The organism is Collinsella aerofaciens, from assembly GCF_020709435.1.
Lineage (GTDB): Bacteria > Actinomycetota > Coriobacteriia > Coriobacteriales > Coriobacteriaceae > Collinsella > Collinsella aerofaciens_AU.
The window spans coordinates 1-23,625 of the sequence record NZ_JAJFDP010000018.1 but is presented as its reverse complement, the minus strand read 5'-3'; the positions used below and the strand labels follow the sequence as shown (position 1 = coordinate 23,625).

Sequence of the window (23,625 nt, the reverse complement as noted above, 5' to 3'; positions counted from 1 at the left end):
CTTATTGACGTTTATGGAGCGTATACGATGGGAGCGATGCCTTGGATAAGAACGAGCTGCAAAAGCGTATGGAACAGGCCATCCGCCTGACTGCCCCCGGTCAGCCGATCCGCACCGCCCTCGACATGATCATTGCCGGTCACCTGGGCGCCCTTATCTGCGTCGGCGACACCGAAAACGTGCTCGCCGCCGGTAACGACGGCTTCCCGCTCAACATTTCGTTTACCTCGAACCGCCTGTTTGAGCTCTCCAAGATGGACGGCGCCATCGTTATCGATGGCGACCTCACCCAGATCCTGCGTGCCAACTTCCACCTCAATCCCGATCCCTCGCTCGCCACGAGTGAGACGGGCATGCGTCACCGTACTGCCGCTCGCATGTCGGTGCTCACCGATGCCATCGTGATCTCGGTTTCGGCTCGTCGCGCCGTCGTCAACGTGTACGTTCACGGCAAGAGTTACGAGATACAGCCCGTCACCACCATCATGAGCTCGGTCAACCAGCTCGTCGCCACGCTTCAGACCACCCGTCAGTCGCTCGACCGCTCCTTGCTGCGCCTGACGGCCCTTGAGCTCGACGACTACGTCACGCTCGCCGACATCACCGGCATCTTCTCGAGCTTCGAGATCATGCAGCAGGCAAAGACCGAGCTTAAGGATTGCATTGTCAAGCTGGGTAACCAGGGTAAGCTCGTGCAGATGCAGCTCGAGCAGCTCGCGGGCTCCAGCATGGATACCGAATACGACTTGATGATCCGCGACTACGCAAGCGATTCCTCTGAGGCCAACGCCGAGAAGATCCGCGCTGAGCTTGCCCGTATGACGCCCAAGGACTTGTCCGACCCGCAGCATGTGGCGGCAGTTCTGGGCTATGACGACCTGGACGAGGACTCCGTCATGACACCGCTGGGCCTGCGCACGCTTTCGCGCGTGTCCGTCGTGCGCGACGGCGTGGCCGAGAAGATCGTCGACGAGTACGGCTCGCTGCAGGAGCTCATGGACGACATCAGCGAGGATCCGGAGCGCCTGGGCGACTTTGGCGTCAACAACCCTGCCATTCTTGCGGACTCGCTGTACCGCATGAAGGGCACCAAACAGGGGAACGCATAATGGCGCCCGTATGCGCCGTGGTCGTTGCCGGTGGCAGCGGCCAGCGCTTTGGAAATCCCGGCGGCAAGCAGCTCGTTAACGTGGCGGGCCGTCCGCTCATGAGCTGGTCCATCCGCGCGTTCGATCGTAGCGACAAGGTCGGCCATATCGTCGTGGTTTGCCCTGCCGAGCGCCGTGCCGAGATGCGCCGCTTGGCTATCGACCCGTTTGACTATGACACGCCCATCAGCTTTGCCGATGCCGGCGATACCCGCCAGGACTCCACCCGTGCCGGCGTGCACGCGGTGCCGGCGGGCTTTGAGTACGTCGCCATTCACGATGGCGCTCGTCCGCTCATCACGACCGAGGCCATCGATCATGCGATCGACGTGCTTGTGGGCGACCGCTCGCTCGACGGTGTCGTGTGCGGTCAACCCGCGATCGACACACTCAAGATCGTCGACGGCGATAACATCGTCGAGACGCCGCCGCGTGAGCTTTATTGGGCTGCGCAGACGCCGCAGATCTTTAGCGTCGATGCTATGAAGCGCGCCCACGCTGCAGCCATTGCCGAGGGCTTTATCGGCACCGATGATTCGTCGCTGGTCGAGCGCATGGGTGGGCGCGTCCGCTGCGTCCAGAGCCCGCGCGATAACCTTAAGGTGACGGTGCCCGAGGACTTGCGTCCCGTAACCGCGATTCTGCTTGGCCGTATGGCCGAGGGAGAGGACCTTCCCCATGTTCAGTAACCTGCGCATTGGCCATGGCTACGACGTTCACCGTCTGGTGGAGGGGCGTCGATGTATCATCGGCGGTGTCGACATTCCCTACGAGCGCGGCCTGCTGGGCCACTCGGATGCCGATGTGCTCGCGCACGCCTTGGCCGACGCCATTCTGGGCGCCTGCCGTGGGGGAGACATCGGCAAGCTATTCCCCGATACCGACCCCGCCTATGAGGGTGCCGATTCGATGGTGCTGCTTGCCCGCGTGATGGACTATGCGCGTGAGCTGGGCTTTGAGTTTGTCGATGCCGATTGCACCATTGCCTGCCAGCAGCCTAAGATCACCCCGCATCGCGATGCCATGCGCGCCAACCTTGCCCATGCCCTGGGCGTTGACGTCGAAAACGTGGGCGTCGCCGCCACTACGACCGAAAAGCTCGGTTGGGAAGGCCAGGGCGAGGGAATCGGCGCCTGGGCCGTCTGCCTGCTACAGAAAACCGTTAAGGAGTAACGAATGCGTATCTACAACAGCGCTACCCATAAAAAGGAAGAGTTCCAGCCCATCGAGTCCGGCAAGGTCCGCATGTACGTGTGCGGCCCCACGGTCTACGACAACATCCACATCGGCAACGCCCGTACGTTCATCAGCTTTGACGTGATTCGCCGCTGGCTCATCGCGAGCGGTTACGAGGTCACGTTCGCCCAGAACCTCACCGATGTCGACGACAAGATCATCAAGCGCGCCAACGAGCAGGGCCGTACGGCCGCCGAGGTCGCGACGGAGTTCTCCGACAAGTTCATCGGCGTCATGCGCGCCGCCAACGTGCTCGATCCCGATGTGCGCCCCCGCGCCACCAAGGAGATCGGCCCCATGATCGCCATGATCAAGACGCTTATCGAGCAGGGCCACGCTTACGCAGCCGATAACGGCGACGTGTACTTTGCCGTGCGCAGCGATCCCAACTATGGTCAGGTCTCGGGCCGCAACATCGACGACCTTATGGTTGGCGCGCGCATCGAGGAGAACGAGGACAAGAACGACCCGCTCGACTTTGCCCTGTGGAAGGCCGCCAAGCCCGGCGAGCCCAGCTGGCCGAGCCCCTGGGGCGAGGGCCGTCCCGGTTGGCACACCGAGTGCGCCGCCATGGTGCATCGCTACCTGGGCACTCCGATCGACATCCACGGCGGCGGCTCCGACCTTGCCTTCCCGCATCACGAGAACGAGTGCGCCCAGGCCACCTGCGCCTGGCACCAGGGCTTCTCCAACACCTGGATGCACACGGGCATGCTGCTGGTAGACGGCGAGAAGATGTCCAAGTCGCTCGGCAACTTCTTTACGCTGGCCGAGGTCCTCGAGCAGCACTCCGCTGCCGCCCTGCGCCTGCTGATGCTGCAGACGAGCTATCGCTCGCCGCTCGACTTTTCTTGGGAGCGCCTGGAGGGTGCCGAGAACTCGCTCACGCGTATCGCCGGTACGGTCGAGAACCTGCGTTGGGCCGCGAACCACGCGACGGCCGATGCCGACGAAGCGGCTGCCGAGGCGTTTGCCGCCAAGGCCGCCGAGACCCGCACCACCTTTAAGGAGTGCATGGATGACGACTTTAACACCGCCGGTGCCATGGGTGCTGTCTTTGGCTTTGTGACCGAGTGCAACCAGTACCTGGAGCAGGCGGGCGATGCTGCCGACAAGGCCGCTGCCCTGGCCGCCGCCGATACGCTGGTCGAGCTGCTCGATACGTTTGGCGTCGAGCTTCCCGAGCCCAAGGTCGAGCTGCCGCTGGGCCTGCTGGGCGTTGCCGCCGGCCTGGTCGCCTACACGGGCGACGACGTGGACGAGGCTGCTGCCAAGATTCTCGAGGCCCGCGCCGAGGCCCGTGCCGCCAAGAACTGGGATCTGGCCGACGCCATCCGCGACCAGCTCAAGGACCTGGGCCTGACGATTGAAGATACCGCCGCCGGCACTCGTATCAAATCTCTCTAATCCCCGCGGGTTTCCCAAGCACCCGACCGCCCGAGCCACGGCACCTTGCCTTTCAATCGTCGGGCATGACCTCAAGGTCTATGCCCTCCTCTTTCAAGGCAATCTGCCGCACCTCGGGCGGTCGGTCTATTTGTTTCGTTTGATAGTTGTATTTAGGAGGTCGCTTTATGGCCGACAATCGCAAGCGTGCGCCTCGTGGCGGCAAGCAGGCTGCTTCTGGCTCGCGTCCGATTCGCCGCAATGACCGCGCTGCCGCTCCCAAGGGCCAGCGCGATCGCGCCCAGGCCGCACGTCCGCAGCGCGATCGCAACCGCGACGCTGTCCAGGCTCCCAAGGGCGAGTTTATCGAAGGTCGTCGTGCTGCCGCCGAGGCGCTACGCACTGGTTTTCCCATCAAGTGCGCGCTCATTGTCGAGGGTGGAGAGCGCGATGCCGCCTTGTCGCGCCTGGTCGACGACCTCAACGCCGCGGGCGTCCGCATTAAGTATGTGCCGCGTGCGCAGCTCGACGCACTGTCGAGCCATGGCGCTCATCAGGGCATCGCACTCGAGGTTGGCAACTTCCCCTATGCTGATGTCGCCGATATTCTCGACCGCGCAGGCGAGGGCCCGGCACTTGTCGTGGTGCTCGACCACGTGACTGACGACGGCAACTTTGGCGCCATCGTGCGCTCCGCCGAGGTTGTGGGCGCGGCGGGCGTCGTCATTGCCAATAAGCGTGCCGCCGGCGTGACCGTGGGCAGCTATAAGACCTCAGCCGGTGCCGTCATGCATCTGCCTATCGCGCAGGTTCCCAATATCGCCCGTGCGCTCGACGATTTTAAGGCCGCTGGTTTTTGGGTGGGCGGTGCTTCCGAGCACGCCGAAGGCAGTTGCTGGGATGCTCCTTTCGAGGGCCGCGTGGCGCTCGTCATGGGCTCCGAGGGCGACGGCATCTCGCGTCTGGTGCTCGAGAAATGCGACTTTTTGACCAAGCTTCCCCAGCGCGGTATGACCGAGAGCCTCAATGTTGCCCAGGCGACCACGGCGCTGTGCTTTGAGTGGCTGCGCCGCAACGCCGGCGAGCTGATGGGGGAGGAGTAGCGCATGTCCAAAAAGAACCGTACCAAGTCCAAGGCCAAGCGCTTTGGCGAGGGCTCGGCCAAGCCGATTGTTTCGGCCGCGACCTATGGCGTGGGCGGCAATGCGTTTGCGCAGGCTATCGCCGACCCAGTCTCGACGGTGCACTCCAACAAGCCCGAGCTGCTGGTGGTCGACGGTTACAACGTGATTCACTGCACGCCGCGCTACGAAAAGCTCGTGTACGACCATTCCGACGATCCGTATTCCAGCGACGTTCACGATATGGCGCGCACGGCGCTCATTAATGACGTAGCTGCGTTTGCCCAGGGCCGCTACGAGGCCGTGATCGTATTTGACGGCGCGGGCAATATCTCCAGCGAGCGCCCCAACCTACCGGCCCGCGGTGTGCGCATTGAGTTTTCGCCGACGGGTGTTTCGGCCGATACCGTGGTGCAGAAGCTCTGCATCGAGGCACGTGAGGAAGGCCGCGCGTGCTCCGTGGTATCGAGCGACGGCACGATCCAGGCCGTCGTCATGGGTAAGGGCGTCACGCGCATCTCGAGCCGTATGCTGGTGGACGAGATCAAACAGATCGATAACGACGTTCACGAGGCAGAGGAAGCTCCGCAGATCAAGATGACTCTGGGCAGTCGCCTGAGCCCCGATGCCCTGGCCAAGCTCAAGGCCCTGCGCGGGAGGTAGGGAAGTTGGCGGGGCAATGCTGCCTCGCTAACTCCATTCAGCGATGTCGATCATTCTTTCGAGGCGCCACGTTAGCGCCTCTTTTAGATATGGCAGCCTTGCCGTGAGCGCGTCGTTTCTGGAAAGAATCTCGATTGCCTCGTCAACGAAGCCTTCGAGTTTGTCGCCGTCAAACCAGCCCATGTCCTCGACGAGCAACATTTGTTTGGCGGGGCTTGAATGAAATTGTGCGCTGGTAAAACTGTGCTCTCCCGCCCTAAGCTCCTCTAGTGATATGTTGCACCAGAGCGATGAGCCCGAATCGAAGATGGGGGCTGGTCTGCAGACCAGTGAGTTGACGTTTCGCACGAGGCCGAAGTTGCGCCAATGACGATCGTAGTTGGCGATGATGTCGTCACACACGATCATGCGGTCAAGGGCATCCTTGACGCCTGTTACCCCAAGCTCCTCGCAGTTTGCTACATACCGTTCGTAATCGGTTAGTCGCTCGTCTGCATTTGCCTGCTGGTTTACATAGAACGCAGGGACATACTCTTCTTCATCAGTTAAGAAGACATCGCATATGCTCAGGGCGGAAGTGCCCGTGCCCTCGAGCGAGTAAGGCACATAATCGTAAGCGTTTAGGATGCGACGGTGGAGCGCGGTCGCCACCAGCTCGTTATAAGGTTCCTGGTTCAGGTGCGCTCCTGCCTTGTGGAGGATTCGACTGTCACCCTCGCATGTCCAGTACTTTTGAAGATTGCCGTCCGACGTGTTATCGGGCTTTGCGGCAGCCGCTTTTCCCTCTGGGGCAAAGGGCGCAATGGACAGTGAGACGTCATCAAAGGCGTTATTGAAGAAGTTAATGTCCTCCCAGGCGAGACCGGAACTTTGGGGCCTTATCCAATACTGGTCGGATAAGGAGAGGCCGAGATTTCGCTGTACGAGTTCATCGGGAACATCGACTGCGGCTTCTGCAAGCAGGGAGGCTAGCCCAATGCGTGCGAGCGGGATACCGCGGCCGCGCCACCAGATGCGGAAGGAGTCGAGCGATATGGGGCTATTAGGGCCAAATACTCCAATAGGGGCGTGGGCGTAATCGATGTCGGCACCGATGTGGGTAAAGTCTTTTCGCGATGTGCTGTAGACCAGCTGAGCGACTTCGTACGTGCGGTTCATGAGGGTGAACGCGATCTCGCTCTTACCGTGGCCGCGGCGGGGACGTCCCCCCGTTTTGGTCACAGAGCGGAGTCGCGTGTCGACGCTGTCTTTGTCGATGAGCCATACACCAGAAGCCTTGCGGGCCTCAAGTGCTCCGTTTTTTATGAGCTCCTGCACCCTGCGCGGAGTGATGCCGAGCAGCTCGGCGGCTTCTTTGGTAGTAAGCATCGCGAAACCCTTCGCCAGAACGAATAGTTTTATATATAGCAATTGTAATTAAAACTATTCGTTCTGGCGAATAGTTTTGAGATGTGGTCGGGTGAAGGGCCTGTTGCGCCTCGTCCGCAATTCCTTTATCCTTAACAGGCTTCGCGCGAAAGCGCCAAGTGTGCCAGTGTGGCGCAACGGTAGCGCAACTGATTTGTAATCAGTGGGTTGCAGGTTCGATTCCTGTCACTGGCTCCATGAAAGAAAAAGCAGGTCAGAGTGTGTTTTTCTCTGGCCTGCTTTCTTTTATATGGCTGCCGTGTGCAATGGACTGTGCAACGATGTGTGCAATAAAACGGGTTTTGGATCCTATATCGAATTATCAAAATTCATAGTTTCGTCATTATTATTGGTCGCACCCGTCCATTTTTCGGGCGATTTTATCCATCTGATCGTTGCTGATCTTTTTATCATTTTTGCGTCGAATACGCTGTTCGTGCGCTTTGCAGCAATAGCCATTTTTGTCACGAGCGTTGTTTCGTTCTTTGAACCGGTCTTCGTTCGCGTCTTCTTGCTTGACGTAGGCCCTCATTCTCTGCTGGCGGATTTTGTACGGTCGTCCGCATTCGCGGCAAGTGTTCCAGGAGAAATGGCTTTCAAGGGTTTCTAGTAGTTGTATCGCCCAGGCTCTTGTTAGGCTTCCGTAAATCGGGTTTTGGCTGTTTAAATTCCGGTTGACCATTCGACGTAAAGTTTGCTCTTGAATGAAGGTATGGGGTTCTGGCTGAGGGTTAATAGCGAGGTCGATGAATGTTGCCAGGGCAACTTCTATTGTCTTGAATTGATTGCTCACCCATATCTTGGTTCCTTCGTCCATTTCAAATGTTCCGGGTTTGGCTACTGCTAACTGGGGCTCAGACGCATCGACCATCTGGAGCGACATACGTAGCTGCGAAAATCTGTTTTCAATAATCTCCTTGTTTTGGGAGATGCATACCTGATGCAGAGCATAGTCGTATGCACGGTCACCGTAAGCCGCTTTGCCCGTGAATAGAAGCGTAGCTAATTGCATGAATGCCATCGTTGTAACGAGATCGTCCAACAGTATGACCTGTTCCTTCTTGTATCTAATATCTTCGATTAAGTTTGCTACTTCTGTTCCCTGAGAGCGCCCCTTATCCTTGAAGTTATTAAACAAGGCGCACTCGGGGTTTAGGCTGATTTCAGAGCACCTTTCTGATGCATTCAATGCGTCGTACCAAATATCTAGACCATCTTGCTCCGGTTTATCGGAGAAGACGTCGTTTGAAGTGAAACGCTTTTCAACACGCTCTGATTGCCCCGCGTATGGGGTGACGGGAAGTCCGTACCGCTCGACAAATTGAATGATTTTCTTTGGATCCGTCAGATCTACGTCCAAAAGGGTCCCGGTGGAGAAGCCCGAGGGGATGCCGTAGGCCGTCGAATGGGGCTTGCAAATGAGCGCGGCGTGTTCCTTCCCGAAGATTTCGATATTTTTTTCGCGGCAGGATGGAAGCGTCCAAGGTCTGATTTCTGGTGCCATAGCTGCTGGTACTTTGATTGCGGGTTGGTTCATAACTGTCTCCCTACTATCCGCAAGCGATTCAATTCCGTTCTATTCACATCTTATATATGACATCCGTCGAGGTAAAGCATAGCTTGAATATTGCAAACAGCACAAACGAAAGGAGTCTAAATGAACGGTATAGATTCGAAGAAACGAGACGCGATTGCGCGTAAAGCGTGGTGTCAGGCAATCGTCAAACTGCCGTCCGCATATGCCACCTCACGTGACATCGCCAAGCTGCTGAATGTCTGCAAGACCAAGTCCATACAGATTCTTAAAGCTGCCGGCGGCGTAAAGATTGCCGGCGTCTGGCGCGTGGACAAGGCCGATCTGATCTTGTACCTAGCATCCGTGGAGGAGGGTAACGATGCGCTCTAAGACGATCGCTGAAGCTTTGGCAGACGCACTGCCCGTCGACGGTACGCGCGGTTGCACCGCGCACGCCGCCGGCGCGTGTGGCGCAACCGAGCGTACCGTCGACGGTGGCGGCGCCGCAATGATCCCAAACGGTGAGAACGAGATGGACATGATGAACAATATGAATGTTGACTCATCCCCCACCCCCATCCTCAATATCAAGACGGTCATCAGTGCTGAGGAGTATATGCTACTGGCGGGCAAACATAACAATCCCTCTATCGTCCAAAAGCCAAAGATGAAAGATGCTCCTAAGCTAATCGCAGATGGTGCAGTACGACTGCTTGCGGATATGACCGAACCGCAAAGGGAGAATCGCCGTTCCATGACGGTAGGCGAAAAGTGGCTGTGGGTGGTTGAAAATAACCAAGATACCGCCGCCATAGAGGCGGCTGCAACTGCCATCTGTTCTGGAGATAAATATCTTTTTGCAAGTGCAAAGAAGTTGACGTCGGCTTGGGACAGCGCCAACTTATACGGTCCTAATAGCAAGGACAGGACCTTGGATACCTATCGTGGGGCTCGGAATTTGTTGATAGCTTACTTGGGCTATTCGAATTCTCCGACTGAGGTGAATATGCTTTTCGAGTTGTTAGACGATCGGCGTATCAATAAGCGTATGACTGTCCTTGCGTCAGAATTTACTGGCAATGAGCTTCGAAAGCATTATTTGAACATCGGCGCCAAGGCGAAACAGGTTGACACTTTGTTTTCGTGTCTAAAGAAAACGGTGCGCTCGGCATCAGGCTGATATTTTCTTTGTGAAACAGGCCATCGGGACCCAGCTTGTTGGATCCTTTTTGCCCGAATAGAGCGTGGCAGGTCTTCCAAAACAGATCGTCCCTCGGCAAGCAAGCATACTTCCTGCCGACAGGGCCTTTGCAATGTCGCAACAGCTCAATCATAAGTTAACGGCTAAATGCGGGCGAGTTGTCGTGCCCAATTTGCACCCTTACGGAATCGTCGACCCCGTATGCCATGACGTCACAATCTTGAATTTGAAACAGCAAAACAGTCCAATCAACTCGAAATATGGGGACGGTCAGTACCAAGAAGGAAACCATTCATCGATTTCCGGCGCCTCAAATATTACGTAATTACGTAATTACGTATAATTGAATCAAATATTGTTGGAGGTTGATATGGCTGAAGCCCAAGTAAATGATCCAGAGAGACTTGATAAGTTCACGCTCTCCATTACTCGTGAAGACAAAAAGGCCCTTAAGCAATACGCAGCCCAGCAGGAGAAAACTGTTGCCAAAGTCGTGCGCGAATGGATTGACGAGAAGTGCAAGGGGGAGAAGTGATGTCTCAGACGGCGCAAGCGGTCGTTCAGAACCTTGTTGATCGCGCTGTCAAGCTGGGCGATCGTCAGCTCGCTGCCGATATCCGCGCCTTTGCGGCGCAGCGCCAGTTTGGGCTTGTATTTGAACACAACCGTCCAGAGCGACTTCGCCTTTATGGCAAACCTATCATGGAGGGCGATGTCGTACAGGTGCTTCCCGAGCGTGGTAAAAAAGAGGACTCTAGCTCCCAACTGCTATGGTTGGTAAATGCCGTTCGGGGGGGGGTTGCTGATCTAAAGTCATATCAATCGCCCTCATATGACGAAAACGAATGTGAGCCCCGCTCTGTTGCTGTCGACGATGTCGTGCCTGTTGCTGAATATGACCAGCCGATTTATGCTGGCCTCAAAGAGACCGGGCGTGTCGAGCGCGCTGGCGATAAGCCCTATCAAGTAGTCATTAACGGCGAAAACTACCATGCTCTTGAAACCTTGGCCTTTGCCTATGCAGGCAAAGTGGACTGCATATATATTGACCCACCCTATAACACTGGCGCCCGCGACTGGAAATACAACAACGATTACGTCGACGGCTCCGACGCCTATCGACACTCCAAGTGGCTTGCCTTCATGGAGCGTCGCCTCAAGCTCGCCAAGCAGCTGCTCAACCCCAACGATTCGGTACTCATCGTGACGATCGACGAGAAGGAGTACGCAAGGCTTGAACTTCTTTTAGAGAGCGTTTTTCCCAACGCGACCGGTATCCAGACGGTTTCAATCACCATAAACAAGAACGGGGTTGCCCGCGGCAACCAGTTCAAGAGAGCTGACGAGTACGCTGTCTTTTGCTTTTTTGGTACCGCCGCGCCGTGCCAAGTGGACCGCAGACTCTATTCCGTTGAGTTCGGAGAACTTGAGGAAAAAGTGGCTGATGACGCGTCGAGCAGCCGCTCCCAACGTAAAGTACGTTGGGAGTGGCTGCTGAGGGGCGGTCCCAATGCCGCTCGCACCGCAAGGCCGAACCTCTTTTATCCCATCTATATCGATGAGGAGACCGCGACCATTAAGGAGCTCGGCGCTTCTCTCCCCCTTGAACAAGACTGGACAAAGATACCGACAAAAACGGGTCTCAGGGCAGTTTGGCCTATTAGGACCGATGGCCGAGAGGCGACTTGGAGGATCTCCCAGAATGCTCTACAGGCCAAGCTTGATCGCGGGTGCGCAAAAGTAGGTGAGTACAACAAAAAGAGTGATCGGTACTCCCTCCTTTACCTAGGAGATTCCCAAGAGGAGCGTCTCAAGAATGGAGAAATTAAACTCATCGGCAAGGCTGAGGATGGGTCCTTGCTTCTCGAAGAGCAGGGAGAGCGCTCTGCCATTCCAACAACCGTTTGGAGTGGCACACAGTTCTCTGCCGGTGAATACGGGAGCCGATATATCAAAAAGTTCATCGGCGATAGGCGCTTCACATTTCCAAAGTCCCTTTATGCGACCGAGCTCTCAATCGCTTCCGTTGTTGCCGACAAGCCCGACGCCCTTATAGTCGATTTCTTCTCAGGATCGGGCACCACGGCACATGCCGTCATGCGCTTGAACCATCAGGACGGCGGGCGCAGGCGCTCCATCAGCGTAACGAACAACGAGGTCTCCGAGGACGAATCCAAGAAGCTCACCAAGCGCGGTCTTCGTCAGGGCGACCCCGAATGGGAGGCACTGGGCATCTGCCAGTACGTTACCAAGCCTCGCGTCACGGCGGCCATCACGGGCAAGACGCCCGAGGGCGATCCCATCAAGGGTGACTACAAGTTCACCGACGAGTTCCCCATGGCCGACGGCTTCGAGGAGAACGCCGTCTTCTTTGACCTCACCTACGAAGACCCAGACGCCGTCGAGCTGGGCGTGGCCTTCGAGGAGATCGCGCCCCTGCTCTGGCTGCGCGCTGGTTCGCGTGGCAGCATCATCAAGCACGAACAGCCGGGCTTTGCCATGGCCGACGCCTACGCCGTCCTTTTCGACTTTGCTTCGGTCGGCGCTTTCATAGACGCCGTCAAGCAGAATGCAAGCATAGGGTGCGCCTATGTGATCACGGACGACACGGCTCGATACGCCTCCGTCAAGGCACAACTGCCTGGGCTCGACGTCGTCCGCCTGTACGAGAACTACCTGCAATCGTTCAAGATTGCCGCCGAGGATGCGGTGAGGTAAACATGAGAGTCGAACTTAAGGATTTCCAAGCCGGTGCGGTCGCGACCCTGGCGAACAAGTTGCAGTCGATGCGCCGCCGCTACGAGCAGGACGGCGAGCTGTCCTCGATATGCCTCGCATCTCCCACGGGGTCGGGCAAAACGGTCATGTGCGCGGCGACGATCGAAGCGCTCTTCTTCGGAGACAATGATCTGGGCCTCATGCCCGACGAGAATGCCGCTGTTCTTTGGCTCTCGGATTCCCCGAGCCTGAACGATCAGACGAGCGTGCGTTTCTCCAACGTGGCGGACAAGCTGGCAGACAGCATCCTCGACAGGCGCCATCTGGTCACGATTACCAACGACTTCGGAGCCGCGCACGACATTCTCGAACCGCGCCATGTCTATTTCCTCAGCAAGGACCTGCTTAGCAAGAATGGCCTGCTCACCAAGGGTGGTGAGGCCAACTCCGGCCGCGTGTTCTGGGATATCCTTGACCGCACCATCAGGGACCCGGAGCGTAACCTCTATCTGTTCATAGACGAGGCCCACCGCGGCCTGGGGGCCAATGCATCAAGTGAGCGCGGCACCGCGACGATTTACGCCAACCTAATTGATGGCCTGGATGGTCGTGCAGCGATGCCCATCGTCGTCGGGGTCTCCGCCACGCCGCAGAGGTTCGAGGCAGCTATGGACCAGCGCGCCGATCGCGTGCGTATGCCAAAGGTCGCTGTGACTCCTCGCGAGGTCCAGGAGTCAGGTCTGCTCAAGGACATCATCGAGTTGCGCGTGCCAGAGAAGGATGACCCAGTCGAGCACCAGTACCTCACTATGGCGTGCGAGCGCTATGCCCTGGCCTGCCGCGAGTGGGGCGAGTACTGTGCCCGTGAGGGCGAGAGTCCCGTCAACCCGCTGCTGCTCATCCAAGCGGCGGACAACGTGAGCAACTCGGCCCTGGCTGAGATGTGCGATCAGATCACGGGCCTGGTCCCCGGCCTTTCCGAGGTGATGTCGTTCGCCAACGTCTTCGGCGAGCATAAGGACATCGCGGCGGGAAAATACCTCATTCCCTATGTCGAGCCCGAGTTCGTTCAGGACACCTCGCGCATTCGCGTGCTCTTCGCCAAGGAGGCTGTCTCCAACGGATGGGACTGCCCGCGAGCGGAGGTCATCTTCTCGCAGCGCAGGCGTTCGGACTCGACCTATATCGCACAGCTTGTGGGACGTATGGTACGCACTCCACTTGCGCGGCGCATCGAATCCGATGATCTTTTGAACTCCGTCGCCTGCTACCTGCCCCAGTTCAATCCCGAGAGCACTCAGGACGTGGTCGACTACCTCATGGGCCGCAAGGACGACATGGGCGAGAGCTCCATCGGCAAGCAGAACATCGTTCTCAACCCCGTGACTATTACTGCTGCCGAACCAAAAACCAATGAGGAGTATCAGCAGGAGCTGAGGGCATACGAGGAGAACCTGAAGGCTGTCGAGGCTGCCCGTCAGGCGCAACCCGGCTACCAGTCATCGCTGGAGGGCTTTGCGACCCAAGAGCCCCTGGACATGCAGGGCACCCAGCCATCGATCGTTTCCCCCGTTCAAGGCTGTGGCAATCTGCCCCTTAACGAGAAGCCGGTTTCCCAAGCTGGCACGGCTGGCGGCGATAGCCCCGCCGAGTCAGAGATTGCGCACTTCAATTCGGTCCAGCCGGCGCCTGTCGCGAAGCCTATCCCGATGTCCAAGCCTGAGCCGCCAAACAAGCGAGAGCAATCCTTCACACATGACGAATGGGAGGGAATTCGCACCGCCTTCGACTCCATTCCCGTGCAGCGAATTCCGAAGAAGGCCAGAAACGAATTCCAGAGCTTGATTAAGACGGCAACCCTGCTCGTCGAGACCGGTCTCGATGTCAACGCTGCAGCGGACGTGAACAGGCAGTTCACCCAGAAGCTCAAGGGCTATATCGTTGCCAACGAAGACGAATACCGCGCGGCGCGCCATGACGTAGAGGTTGCTGAGACCGTCAAGATTACGCTCGATAAGCTCAATGAGACCGAGGACCAGGAGCAGGAGGAGGCTCGTACGGACGCAGAAGGCCTCAAGAAGGCCGCTCGCGACGCCGACATACGCTTCACGAAGGAGCTCACGCAGGCATATCGCCGCGCCAACTTCAAGGAGCTCGGACGCCCTGAGTGCGATCTGCGCCTTGCCGCAGCAGTGCGCACGCAACCCATCGTTGATGCGCTCGAGGACTGGGCAGCTCGCTGCCGAAAGGACTACTTCGACAAGGTCGACGGATCCGGTGACTACGACGACCTCAACGACGCCGCAAAGCTGCGTTATGACGAGCTAGCGCGTGAAACCGAAGGAAAGCGCCTCACAAAGATAGAATGGCCCACGTCTACCAGCACGTCCGACAACTTTGCCAAGTATCCACGCCATATCGTGCAGAAGGAGGACGGTCTCTGTCCGCTCGACTTGAAACCGGTCGAAGACTTTATCGTTAAGAATGAGCTGGCGAAGAGTCGTACGGTTGCCTTCTATCGCAACCCATCGGGCAGCATGTCGGCCAAGGCGTTTTCGATTCCGTACTCGTCATCAGTGGGGCGCATGGCCCTGCACCCAGACTTTCTCTTTTTCGTGAAGGACAGTGACGGAACGATCAGGCCGTCGATTATCGATCCGCACGGTGATTTCCTCGGCGACACGCTTGCCAAGCTCAGAGGTTACGTTGCCTACCTGCGCGAATATCCTGACGTGTTCAAGCGGGTTCAATTTGTGGGCGATATGGGCAACGGCGAGTATCGTGTTCTCAACCTGTTGCGCGAAGACGTCCAGAATGCCATCGAGAACTACAATGAAGTCGACTGCAAAGCCCTGTTCTATGGCACCTTCGCAAACAACTATCACTAGATGCCGATAACACGATCATTTGTGTAAGACAGAATCGGAGCAGCCAATGGCAACCGTAATCGATGCAGAACCAATCCCTTCCTTGCCAGATTTAATTGACAAAATCGGCGACCAGCAGGCATGGGTAACGCTCGACTCGGAGCCCGCCGGCGATGGAAAGTACCTATCCATCGCCGGCTACCGATTCGCCTGGCGCCCAATATTTATCAAATGGTCCGATCCTGAAGACTCAGCCAGGCTCGCCGTCGTAATCGATACGAGCAGCCTCGACATTCCCGTTGAACTATTGATCGGCGAGACCGCCGCCTTTACGAACCGATAGCTCAGCTAACCCGAATAGCCCATTGGACATCAACGGCGCCCTTGGATAAGGGCGCCGTTTCCCTTTCACTTGACTCACGAACATAGATAAATGTCACATAGCGGCATGTTCAGAGCGCACTAGCTTGGTAACAGCAAATAAAAACGTAGCAACAGCCACAGTTCGGCATCCGCCGGGAGGCGACCACGGCTCCGCGACCGGGTGGCACCTCCGCTACGCCGCGTCAAGGGGGCCCATGAGACCCCGCACAAACCTCCGCTCCGCTCCGGTTGGTGGAGGTCGTCATGGACCTCCCTTGACCCGCCTTCACTCCGGTGCGGCTTTGCAGGGAGCAAAGCCGACGACGACGCGTGGCGTCGCCATTCGGCTTTGCCCGCAGGGGCGAGATGTTGAGGGCAGGTGCCCGGAACGGAGGAAGAGATGCAGCAGCTGATGACCGAGGAAATTGCCAAGACGGTGCCGAGGCTCTATGGGCAGGACGGGGCGGAGGACCCCATCGTCCACGTCCACTACTTCTCGTGCGTAAACGGATGGGACTGGTACCTCACCGAGTACGACCCGAGGACCGGCGAGGCGTTCGGCCTCGTGCGCGGCTTCGAGACGGAGTGGGGCTACTTCAGCGTCCGCGAGATGGAGAGGGTGAACCGCGAGAAGGGGTTCGGCGTCGTCGAGCGCGACGAGCACTTCGAGCCCGCGCCCGCCAGCGCATTCGAGGGGAGGTAGCCGCATGGTCACGGTCGAGTTCGACTCCATGGGCGAGGCGGTCCGCCTCGCCCTCGTGGCCGATGAGTACGTGGGCGGCGGCCTGGCCGTCCTCCTCCTCGACGCCACGAACCCGCGCTCCGAGGGCTACATGGCCGAGTGGGGCGTGCTCACGGCGAACGTGCCGGCGGCGGCCGAGTGGTGCCGCGGGCGCGGCAACATCGCCATCGACGCCGCGGTCCCCGCGGAGCTCCTCGAGGCGCTCGAGGCCGCCGGCTTGCTCCGCATGGCCGCCCACTCGGCGGCGTCCGGGATGGCCCGCTACCCGCTGGCTACGGTCGCCGGGCGCGCCCTCGACGGCGTGGGCGGCCTGCCCGAGACCCTCGAGGAGGCACTCGGCTCGACGGTCGTCGTCGAGTACGAGTCGGGCGGCGACGCCGGTGCGTTCGAGGTGGGGACCGCGGCGGCCGGATCGGCCGAGCTCGAGTGCCTCGTCGCCGCCGCGAGGTCCGAGGCCGACGCTCTGGCCGGCGCCGGCGGATGGGCAGCCGTCCGGGTCGGGTTCGGGGATGCCGAGACCATCGACTGCGAGACGGGGCGGACGGTCTACGCGACAGGGGCGTAATAGCCCCGGCCGCCACCCGCACGGGCATACCGGCGACGGCGTGCCCCTCGCGGCGTTTCCCGGGGATGGATCGCGCCATCCCCGGACCCCTGCGCTCCAAAGGGCCAAAGGCCCCTTGGGACCCCGGCTATCGTTCTCATCTGGGAACATGGTAGGGGAGGAGGCGAGGGCTGCAAGATGCTTGCCGGCAAACACTGTACCGTCCCAAATCCACACGGAGATTAGTCAGGGTCACCTCTTCGCTTCTGGGCGGACGGTGAATTCTGGCAATCGAGCTTTATTTGTATTTGTTCGCCGAGGCCTGCAAGACGCACACTTCGCAGATAGTGGTGTCGTGCGATGTGGGATATCAAGAGGGAGGCCGCAGGACGTAAGCCTGTGCATGAAGGGCTACCCAATGTTTTGAAAATGACATAATTGGTGGCAAGCTAAAGCGATCGGAGCAACCATGATTCTTGACAGCCTGCGCAACAGCGCATCTTTTAATGAAACCGACCGAGCCATTGCTACCTATCTGCTCAATCACACCGGTGACCTTAAGACCCTCACCATGGCAAAGCTTGCACAGGAGACTTACACTTCGAACGCGACTATCATCCGCTTTTGTAAGAAACTGGGCCTAAGCGGCTATCGTGAGTTGATCATGCAGCTCATTCAGGAGATAAGTGGAGACTATCTTTTGGCTGCCACAGTCGACCGCAATCGTCCTTTTGACAGCTCCGATTCAATTGAGGCCATCGAGGGCAACCTCGCGAATCTCCTGAAGGGCATCATAGATCAAACAAAAATCGAGCTTGATATCGCCAAATTGGGCACAATCGCCAAGGCAGTCCTTAGCGCCCCGCGAATTTACATCTTCGCGAAAGGGGAGAGCTATCTGGCGGGATGTATCTTTCGCAACAACCTTCTCAAGCTCGACCGCCATGTCACCATGGCCGACGACGGAGGCCTGCAAACGCTGCATGTTAAAAACGGCAAGCCCGGCGACCTGTATTTATTCCTAAGCTACAGCGGCATTCACTATGACTATTCCAAATATGCTGCCACTCTTTCAGAGCGTGGAATCAAACCGTGCCTGATCACTGCATTTTCTGATTCAGCACTCGCCAAGCAATGCGATACCGTTTTGCTTATTCCAAAATCAGAGCGCGTGATTGGAAAGGTGGCGAACTACTCCTCCATGATTTCGCTCACGTATACGCTTCAAGTCATTTATTCGCTTATATTCAATCAGGACTATCAAGAGAACTATCGCGTAAAACGCGAGGCCGATTCGTTCATCTTTACGGGTTTTACTGAGATTTAGCCATACAAAAGGGGCCCCAAAGCCAAATTACTTTGGGGCCCCTTTTTGCGCTTTCGATATTTGGACAGTTCCTCTATTTCAGTTCAGGCCAATAGCCCTTGTTCGCCTCGATCATATCGTCCAAAACCTCCTTGGCTACGCGGGCTGAGGGGATCGTGCGATTGAGAGTGAAGGCTTCGAGTGCCTTCTGATAGGAGCCCTCGATAACGGCTTCGACCACAAGGCCTTCGCAGGCATCCTGCTGTTCGATAAGGCCCTTGTAGAAGCGGGGAATCTTCCCGACGCGGATCGGTTCGGCCCCTCGATCGGTAATGTACGCCGGAATCTCGACCGTTGCGTCGTCCGAGAGATTCTCGATTGCACCATTGTTGGGCACAATCACCAGCTGGCGATGGCGCAAATCCTTTGCCAGAGACTTGACGACATCGACAATGAACCTGCCGTGGACGCCCACGTAGAACTGCGTGAGATCGACCTTTTCACCGCGCTTAAGCGCCGCGGATGCATCAAAGATGCGCTTTTCGCGGCCGTTTACGACTTGCATGCCACGCGTGTTATTGATGTCCATGTATTCCACGCAGGCATCGGGCAACAGGTAATACTGGTAATAGGTGTTGGGGAGGTAATCCTGGAATAGCGTGGAAATCGTCGCCGCATTCTTGAAGGTATGGGCCCAATCGGGATCCTTTACCAAAGCGTCATTGAGGCTTGCCTCGGAAATGTAGCCGTATTTACGCACGTGCTCTTTGAGCTTGTCTGTAACGTCGACGCCCTTGCAACGCACGTTGGTGAACCACCCAAAGTGATTGAGGCCAAAGTAATCGACCTCGATATCGTTGAGCTCGCACCCTAAAATCTCTGCCATGCGGGCTTCAATCTCAACCGGCATATCGCAAATGTCGAGAATGCGAGCGTTTGGACGTAGCTTGTGCATCGCCTTAGCTACGATGGCTGCAGGGTTGGAGTAATTGACGATCCAATAGTCCTTGCAGGCGTATTCCTCGCAGAAATCGACAAGCTCGCACATGGGGAAAATGGTCCTCATGCCATAGGCCATGCCACCTGCTCCGCAGGTCTCTTGGCCGACTACGCCATGGCGCAGGCTGATCTGTTCATCTTGGATACGCATCTTGAGCCCGCCCACGCGCATCTGAGCCATAACAAAGTTCGCATCTGTAAATGCCTCTTTGGGGTCGATGGTTACATGCAGGGGAATCTCGGGAGCAAGGTCATCGATAACTGCTTTAACCACCACGGCGACCGTGTCCTGGCGCTCCTTGTCGATGTCATAGAGCCAAAGCTCGCGAATCCCCAGTTCATCCTTTTGATCAATCAGGTCTTTGACGATGCCGGCAGTATAGGTGCTTCCGCCGCCGCAGATGACAATCTTGTATCCGTTCATGTTGTTCATGCCTTTCAAATCAAATCGAGCCGCAGGCAATCCTGGCCGCTATCTGTATGAAGTAAGTCACGATGTTGATAACGGCCGCCATGCCCGCAATGCTGCCCGCATCCGCGTGCTTTCCTGAATGCCGGGTCCAAGCCGCAGCGAGTAGACCAAGGAGTGGCCAGATAAAGCCACACACGAATGCAGCCATCAGGGCGAGAAGACCCCTTGTCGACTTTTCTTTGTACATGTTGAGCAAGCGTTCGAACATGCCTCGGATTGAATGAAACGTTTTGGTCAACATGAGGTCTCCTCGCTTATCGCCTGTCGATTAGGCGAGCGTTAATCTTCCAGATTGAGGATGGGACGAAGCAGGTCGTAGACGGAGTGCACGTTGGTTCCCACGACAATTTGGACATTAGTGCCGTTCTTAAATAGGCCCTTGTCGATAGCCTTCTTGATGGTCTCTTCGTTGACCTTGTTGGGATCCTTGACTTCGACACGGAGGCGAGTCATGCAGCAGCCCATGGTGTCGATATTGTCCTTACCGCCAAGGCCATCGATAATGTTTTGCACCATCTCCTGCTGTTTTGCGTCGACTTCCGGCGTTCCGGAAGACTCGAGGGCGCTGGTGTCGCCGGAAACCTCAGCGGACCATTCTGCGGAACGACCGGGCGTCATGAGGTTGAGCTTCTTGATAACCATTGCCAGTACGACGAACGAAGCGGCGGCAAACACGATGCCCAAGACGATGTAAATCGGGAACTTGGTGATGCCCATTGGCAAAGGCAGGTTAACCGTGAGCAGCTCGATGCCGCCGAACAGGTTAAGCAGGCGGACTCCCAAGACAAACAGGAGCATCTCGCCCAATCCGTAGAACAGGCTGTAGACAACCCAGAGAATCGGGGACGCGAACAGAATCATGAAGTCAAGCGGCTCTGTGATGCCGGAGAGCATGGCGGTGATGTAAATAGGAACCAGCATGGCTGCGACGGCTTTTCGATTCTCAGGACGCGAGGTGGCGATCATTGCGAGCACGGCGCCAAGGGTTACGAATTCCTTGCCAAAGCCGAACATGGCAAAGCGGACGGAGGGGTCGACTGTGGTGAGGGATCCGTCGGCGATAAGAGGAAGCTCGGCATAGAAGATGTTTGCTGCACCGGAAACGCTCTGGCCAGCGACGACCGCCGTGCCGCCAATCGCGGAGTAGTCAAACGGCATCCACATAAAGTGGTGCATGCCGAGAGGTACGAGGACGCGGTTCAGGAAACCATAGATGAAAACGCCCAGACCGCCCGAGGCTGCGATGAATGAAGACGCGCTGCTGATGGCATTGGCGATAGGGGGCCACACGACGGTCGCTCCGATGCCGAAGACAATGCTCAGCGGGATCATCGCCAGAAGTGCCAGTCGGGGTCCGCCGTAAATTCGGATATAGTCCGATACCTTTACGTCGATCAGCTTGTTATAAAGCCAACCGCAGAAGCACCCGATGAGTACGCCGCCGAAGACGTTGACATCGGTAACCTGAAGCCCCAGGACCGTTGCCTGGCCAGTTCCATACAGACCCTGTGCGCCTGCCTTTGCTAGCTGATCGGTAAGCGTCAGGTAGGTGTTGTTGACATACAGGAACATGAGGTAACTAATGAGTCCAAACACTGCCGCGTTGGATTTTTGCTTCTTTGCGAAGCCGGCCGTTAGGCCGACCGCGAAAATCACGGGCAGGTTGCCGATCACCGCGGAGTTGGTTGCCGCGGAGAGCAGCGTGCCCAGATCCGCGACAGCTCCGCTGCCGAGCGAGCATACCGTGGCGATGGCCAAGATGATGCCCGTTACCGCAAGGTACAAAATAGGGTCGACGATAACGCGGCCAAAGTTCTGGAAGGCCGTTTTAACTTTATCCATCTCTTCCCCTCTCCTAACTAATCTCGGGGACTTGCCCCTTAGGCAGAGGTGGCACTCGCATGCTTGCCGGCGTTAGGTGTTGATGCCGCCTCTGTTTACTGATTTCATAATAGTTAGGGTGTTTACAAACAGGGTGGGCTGGAACAAACGGTTCTTAAAAACAAGTGCGACTAATCTTTTTCGTTGTTACCATCTTTCCATTTCGGCCAGCGGTCTTCTTTTTTGGGCAAACGGTTTTAAGTGCGAATGACTAACTGCACTTCAATTTGCCAGGTTTGGAATCGGCCTATCTCTTTCGCCTTAGGTTTTGGAGCTTGAATGCCGAGGGGGACGCCCTGGCTCTTGCCGTTCGGACATCCTGAGCGAAAGGAAGAGGAAGAGTGGGATAAGGATGGGACGTGGATTGATGATATCCCGGACGGCAACGATCACTCGATTGATGCGGTGCGGTATGCCATGATGGACGACGTTCTGCGCGGGTGATGGCTGCTGGTGGAATACTCGGCAGCTTAATACTCGACGGTAGAATGCTCGGTATCTTGATTATTAGGCCCCGGGAAATGCTAGTTACCCCGGGCCGTTTTTGTCTTAAATCGTATTGATAGCGCTTCCTATGATGTAGAAGTAAAGAAGGACGACAAGGACGCCGGAGGCGATACCAAGCATGATGCAGATGATGCCCGCATCATGCTCCTCGGAGTCTTTTCGTGTGAGAAAGATGCCTCCCATAATCCAGCCAACGAGAGGAATAAGGAAGCTGATGATATATTGCGCGAGGAAAGAACGACGCTCCTCGTCATCCAGCTCTTCAGTAGAATCCTCGTCGTCCTCAATACCCAGGGCCATATTGCGGGCCCTGTTATAGAATTTGGCCTTATTGAGCTTTGCCCCGCAGAACCGGCAGACGTCTTCATGGAAATCGTTGGGACCGTCGCACTTGGGGCAGTTGATCTCCTTGGGGAGGTATTCTTCGGCTTTTGCCAGAAGGGCCCTTTCCTCGGCATCCTCCTCCTGGACGCGCATTGCCTTCAGCTTGAGGATGTAGGCAAGTTCCTCGGCCGAATACAGGTCTTTCTGCGTGTCATAGATGTACTGAAGCTGCTCGGAATCGGCATCACCGAGTTCCTCGTCAAGTTTGTTTACGTCTACCATGCGGCCCCCTCTCTCTTGATACGACAAGGATAGCTTAGGCAAGGGTACCGGAGGGGGCTGGGGTCGGTGAGGTGGCTAGATGGTGGGCTAGGCGGTGGGCGTAGTGGGCTCCGTGGTCGGTGGTGGCGTGTTCGATGATGTGGGTCGCGCGGGTGTTGGGGTTGTAGGTGACGATGCCGGCGTGGTGGCGATCGCCTTCGGGGTGGTAGGCGTAGAGCAGATCCTCGGCAGATTCATTCAATAGCTCAAACGTAACCACGGGCGACCCCTCTTCTCGGCTGCTTAATCCGAGGGTGCATTATACGGCTCGGCGCTTGTGACTGGACGGTTCAATTTGCTCGACATTGAGGGCGAGAGATTGGGCTGTCTATGGTCGGTGATGATGAGTATTGGGTGCCTGAGCACGTACGCGATTATTTGCGTGGGCTCGGCTTTGTGCTGCCGCTGGAGCCGATGGAGCAGGATAAGGGCGCACTACGGGCGCCTGGGATTTTGCGGCGCAACTCGGCGTGCCGAGTTCGTTTTTGCTGGTAGTGTGGTCGGTTAAACCGGAAAGGCGACGGCGGCCCTCCGTCATACGGCGCGCGGGGCGCGTATGACGGAGGGCCGTTTGCGCAGGCAGGGCCGTATGACGCGTCAGAATCCGTCGGGCGCGGCGGACACCTTGCGCTTCCTGCCGCCGGACGGCGACCCCTTGGGCTTTTTCGGCTTCTCCGGGATGCGCCAGACCGGTGCCGGGGAGGTATTCCGAACCTCCCCCTCGAGCGCCCGCGCGAGCAGCGCGCCCTCGGCCTCCGGCGACGTCATGCCCAGAAGCGGCCCCAGGAACGTCTCGGTGATGTCGCGGCTGGCGAGCGCCATCGGGCCCTCGGCGTCGATCACGAGCACGCCGTTCTCGCGCGCGCTCCAGGCCATGAGCTCCGACGGGGTGATCAGCGGGCG

At 57.5% G+C, this 23,625-nt stretch carries 23 protein-coding genes and 1 tRNA gene; 16 read left to right on the top strand and 8 right to left on the bottom strand.

Going from position 1 to position 23,625, the window contains the following annotated elements; genetic code table 11:
• The first annotated feature begins 68 nt into the window (after positions 1–68).
• From disA to LK493_RS08810, 6 genes are all read left to right on the top strand, one after another.
• Positions 69–1,109 (top strand): DNA integrity scanning diadenylate cyclase DisA, encoded by a 1,041-nt coding sequence (gene disA, locus LK493_RS08835; RefSeq protein WP_006234973.1) that lies wholly within the window; start codon positions 69–71, stop codon positions 1,107–1,109.
• The gene (gene ispD / locus LK493_RS08830; RefSeq protein ID WP_022093924.1) at positions 1,109–1,837 is read left to right on the top strand and encodes a 2-C-methyl-D-erythritol 4-phosphate cytidylyltransferase; all 729 of its coding nucleotides are present in this window, start codon (positions 1,109–1,111) and stop codon (positions 1,835–1,837) included. The genes disA and ispD overlap by 1 nt, the downstream gene beginning before the upstream one ends.
• On the top strand, positions 1,827–2,321 hold the full coding sequence (gene ispF / locus LK493_RS08825; protein ID WP_006234975.1) for a 2-C-methyl-D-erythritol 2,4-cyclodiphosphate synthase: 495 nt from the start codon (positions 1,827–1,829) through the stop codon (positions 2,319–2,321). Before ispD ends, ispF begins: the two co-directional genes overlap by 11 nt.
• Positions 2,322–2,324: 3 nt before the next feature.
• Positions 2,325–3,791, top strand: a complete 1,467-nt coding sequence (gene cysS, locus LK493_RS08820) for a cysteine--tRNA ligase (RefSeq protein WP_227790774.1) — start codon at positions 2,325–2,327, stop codon at positions 3,789–3,791.
• A 167-nt stretch (positions 3,792–3,958) separates the two neighbouring features.
• Entirely contained in the window at positions 3,959–4,873 is a 915-nt protein-coding gene (rlmB, locus tag LK493_RS08815; RefSeq protein WP_117745790.1) for a 23S rRNA (guanosine(2251)-2'-O)-methyltransferase RlmB, read from the top strand.
• A gap of 3 nt (positions 4,874–4,876) precedes the next feature.
• Positions 4,877–5,554 (top strand): NYN domain-containing protein, encoded by a 678-nt coding sequence (locus tag LK493_RS08810; protein WP_227790773.1) that lies wholly within the window; start codon positions 4,877–4,879, stop codon positions 5,552–5,554.
• Positions 5,555–5,581: 27 nt separating this feature from the next.
• Here the strand turns inward: LK493_RS08810 and LK493_RS08805 are convergent, their stop codons facing one another.
• Positions 5,582–6,922: a DNA-binding protein gene (locus LK493_RS08805; protein WP_227790772.1), complete on the bottom strand. Its 1,341-nt coding sequence runs from the start codon at positions 6,920–6,922 to the stop codon at positions 5,582–5,584.
• 162 nt (positions 6,923–7,084) lie between these two features.
• Between LK493_RS08805 and LK493_RS08800 the strand changes: the two genes are divergently transcribed.
• Positions 7,085–7,159: transfer RNA gene (locus LK493_RS08800), tRNA-Thr, on the top strand.
• A gap of 148 nt (positions 7,160–7,307) precedes the next feature.
• On the opposite strand, the gene LK493_RS08795 is transcribed toward LK493_RS08800, so the two are convergent.
• Positions 7,308–8,498 (bottom strand): hypothetical protein, encoded by a 1,191-nt coding sequence (locus tag LK493_RS08795; protein ID WP_227790771.1) that lies wholly within the window; start codon positions 8,496–8,498, stop codon positions 7,308–7,310.
• Positions 8,499–8,618: 120 nt separating this feature from the next.
• Between LK493_RS08795 and LK493_RS08790 the strand changes: the two genes are divergently transcribed.
• The 9 genes from LK493_RS08790 to LK493_RS08750 all read left to right on the top strand — a co-directional run bounded on the left by LK493_RS08790 (position 8,619) and on the right by LK493_RS08750 (position 18,239).
• Positions 8,619–8,867, top strand: coding sequence for a hypothetical protein (locus LK493_RS08790; protein ID WP_227790770.1), 249 nt, complete (start codon positions 8,619–8,621; stop codon positions 8,865–8,867).
• Positions 8,857–9,657, top strand: coding sequence for a hypothetical protein (locus LK493_RS08785; RefSeq protein ID WP_227790769.1), 801 nt, complete (start codon positions 8,857–8,859; stop codon positions 9,655–9,657). The genes LK493_RS08790 and LK493_RS08785 overlap by 11 nt, the downstream gene beginning before the upstream one ends.
• A gap of 391 nt (positions 9,658–10,048) precedes the next feature.
• On the top strand, positions 10,049–10,213 hold the full coding sequence (locus tag LK493_RS08780; protein ID WP_227790768.1) for a hypothetical protein: 165 nt from the start codon (positions 10,049–10,051) through the stop codon (positions 10,211–10,213).
• Between the two features lie 167 nt (positions 10,214–10,380).
• Complete coding sequence (locus LK493_RS08775; RefSeq protein ID WP_227790767.1) at positions 10,381–12,396, top strand: site-specific DNA-methyltransferase; 2,016 nt, start codon at positions 10,381–10,383, stop codon at positions 12,394–12,396.
• 2 nt (positions 12,397–12,398) lie between these two features.
• Positions 12,399–15,284, top strand: a complete 2,886-nt coding sequence (locus LK493_RS08770; protein ID WP_227790766.1) for a DEAD/DEAH box helicase — start codon at positions 12,399–12,401, stop codon at positions 15,282–15,284.
• A 46-nt stretch (positions 15,285–15,330) separates the two neighbouring features.
• Positions 15,331–15,606 (top strand): hypothetical protein, encoded by a 276-nt coding sequence (locus tag LK493_RS08765; protein WP_227790765.1) that lies wholly within the window; start codon positions 15,331–15,333, stop codon positions 15,604–15,606.
• 420 nt (positions 15,607–16,026) lie between these two features.
• Positions 16,027–16,329, top strand: a complete 303-nt coding sequence (locus tag LK493_RS08760) for a DUF2958 domain-containing protein (protein ID WP_227790764.1) — start codon at positions 16,027–16,029, stop codon at positions 16,327–16,329.
• Between the two features lie 4 nt (positions 16,330–16,333).
• Positions 16,334–16,933, top strand: coding sequence for a hypothetical protein (locus LK493_RS08755; RefSeq protein WP_227790763.1), 600 nt, complete (start codon positions 16,334–16,336; stop codon positions 16,931–16,933).
• A 448-nt stretch (positions 16,934–17,381) separates the two neighbouring features.
• A complete protein-coding gene (locus tag LK493_RS08750; RefSeq protein WP_227790762.1) occupies positions 17,382–18,239 on the top strand; it encodes a MurR/RpiR family transcriptional regulator in 858 nt (285 codons plus the stop codon).
• A 73-nt stretch (positions 18,240–18,312) separates the two neighbouring features.
• Here LK493_RS08750 and LK493_RS08745 read toward each other — a convergent pair whose 3' ends face one another.
• From LK493_RS08745 to LK493_RS08720, 6 genes are all read right to left on the bottom strand, one after another.
• Positions 18,313–19,641, bottom strand: coding sequence for a 6-phospho-alpha-glucosidase (locus tag LK493_RS08745; RefSeq protein ID WP_227790761.1), 1,329 nt, complete (start codon positions 19,639–19,641; stop codon positions 18,313–18,315).
• Between the two features lie 19 nt (positions 19,642–19,660).
• On the bottom strand, positions 19,661–19,930 hold the full coding sequence (locus LK493_RS08740) for a hypothetical protein (RefSeq protein WP_227790760.1): 270 nt from the start codon (positions 19,928–19,930) through the stop codon (positions 19,661–19,663).
• Between the two features lie 38 nt (positions 19,931–19,968).
• A complete protein-coding gene (locus LK493_RS08735) occupies positions 19,969–21,531 on the bottom strand; it encodes a PTS transporter subunit EIIC (protein ID WP_227790759.1) in 1,563 nt (520 codons plus the stop codon).
• A 588-nt stretch (positions 21,532–22,119) separates the two neighbouring features.
• Positions 22,120–22,683: a hypothetical protein gene (locus tag LK493_RS08730; RefSeq protein WP_227790758.1), complete on the bottom strand. Its 564-nt coding sequence runs from the start codon at positions 22,681–22,683 to the stop codon at positions 22,120–22,122.
• Positions 22,684–22,717: 34 nt separating this feature from the next.
• Positions 22,718–22,942, bottom strand: a complete 225-nt coding sequence (locus tag LK493_RS08725; RefSeq protein WP_227790757.1) for a hypothetical protein — start codon at positions 22,940–22,942, stop codon at positions 22,718–22,720.
• Between the two features lie 377 nt (positions 22,943–23,319).
• Positions 23,320–23,625 (bottom strand): hypothetical protein (locus LK493_RS08720; protein ID WP_227790756.1); only part of this gene is annotated, 306 nt, incomplete at its 5' end.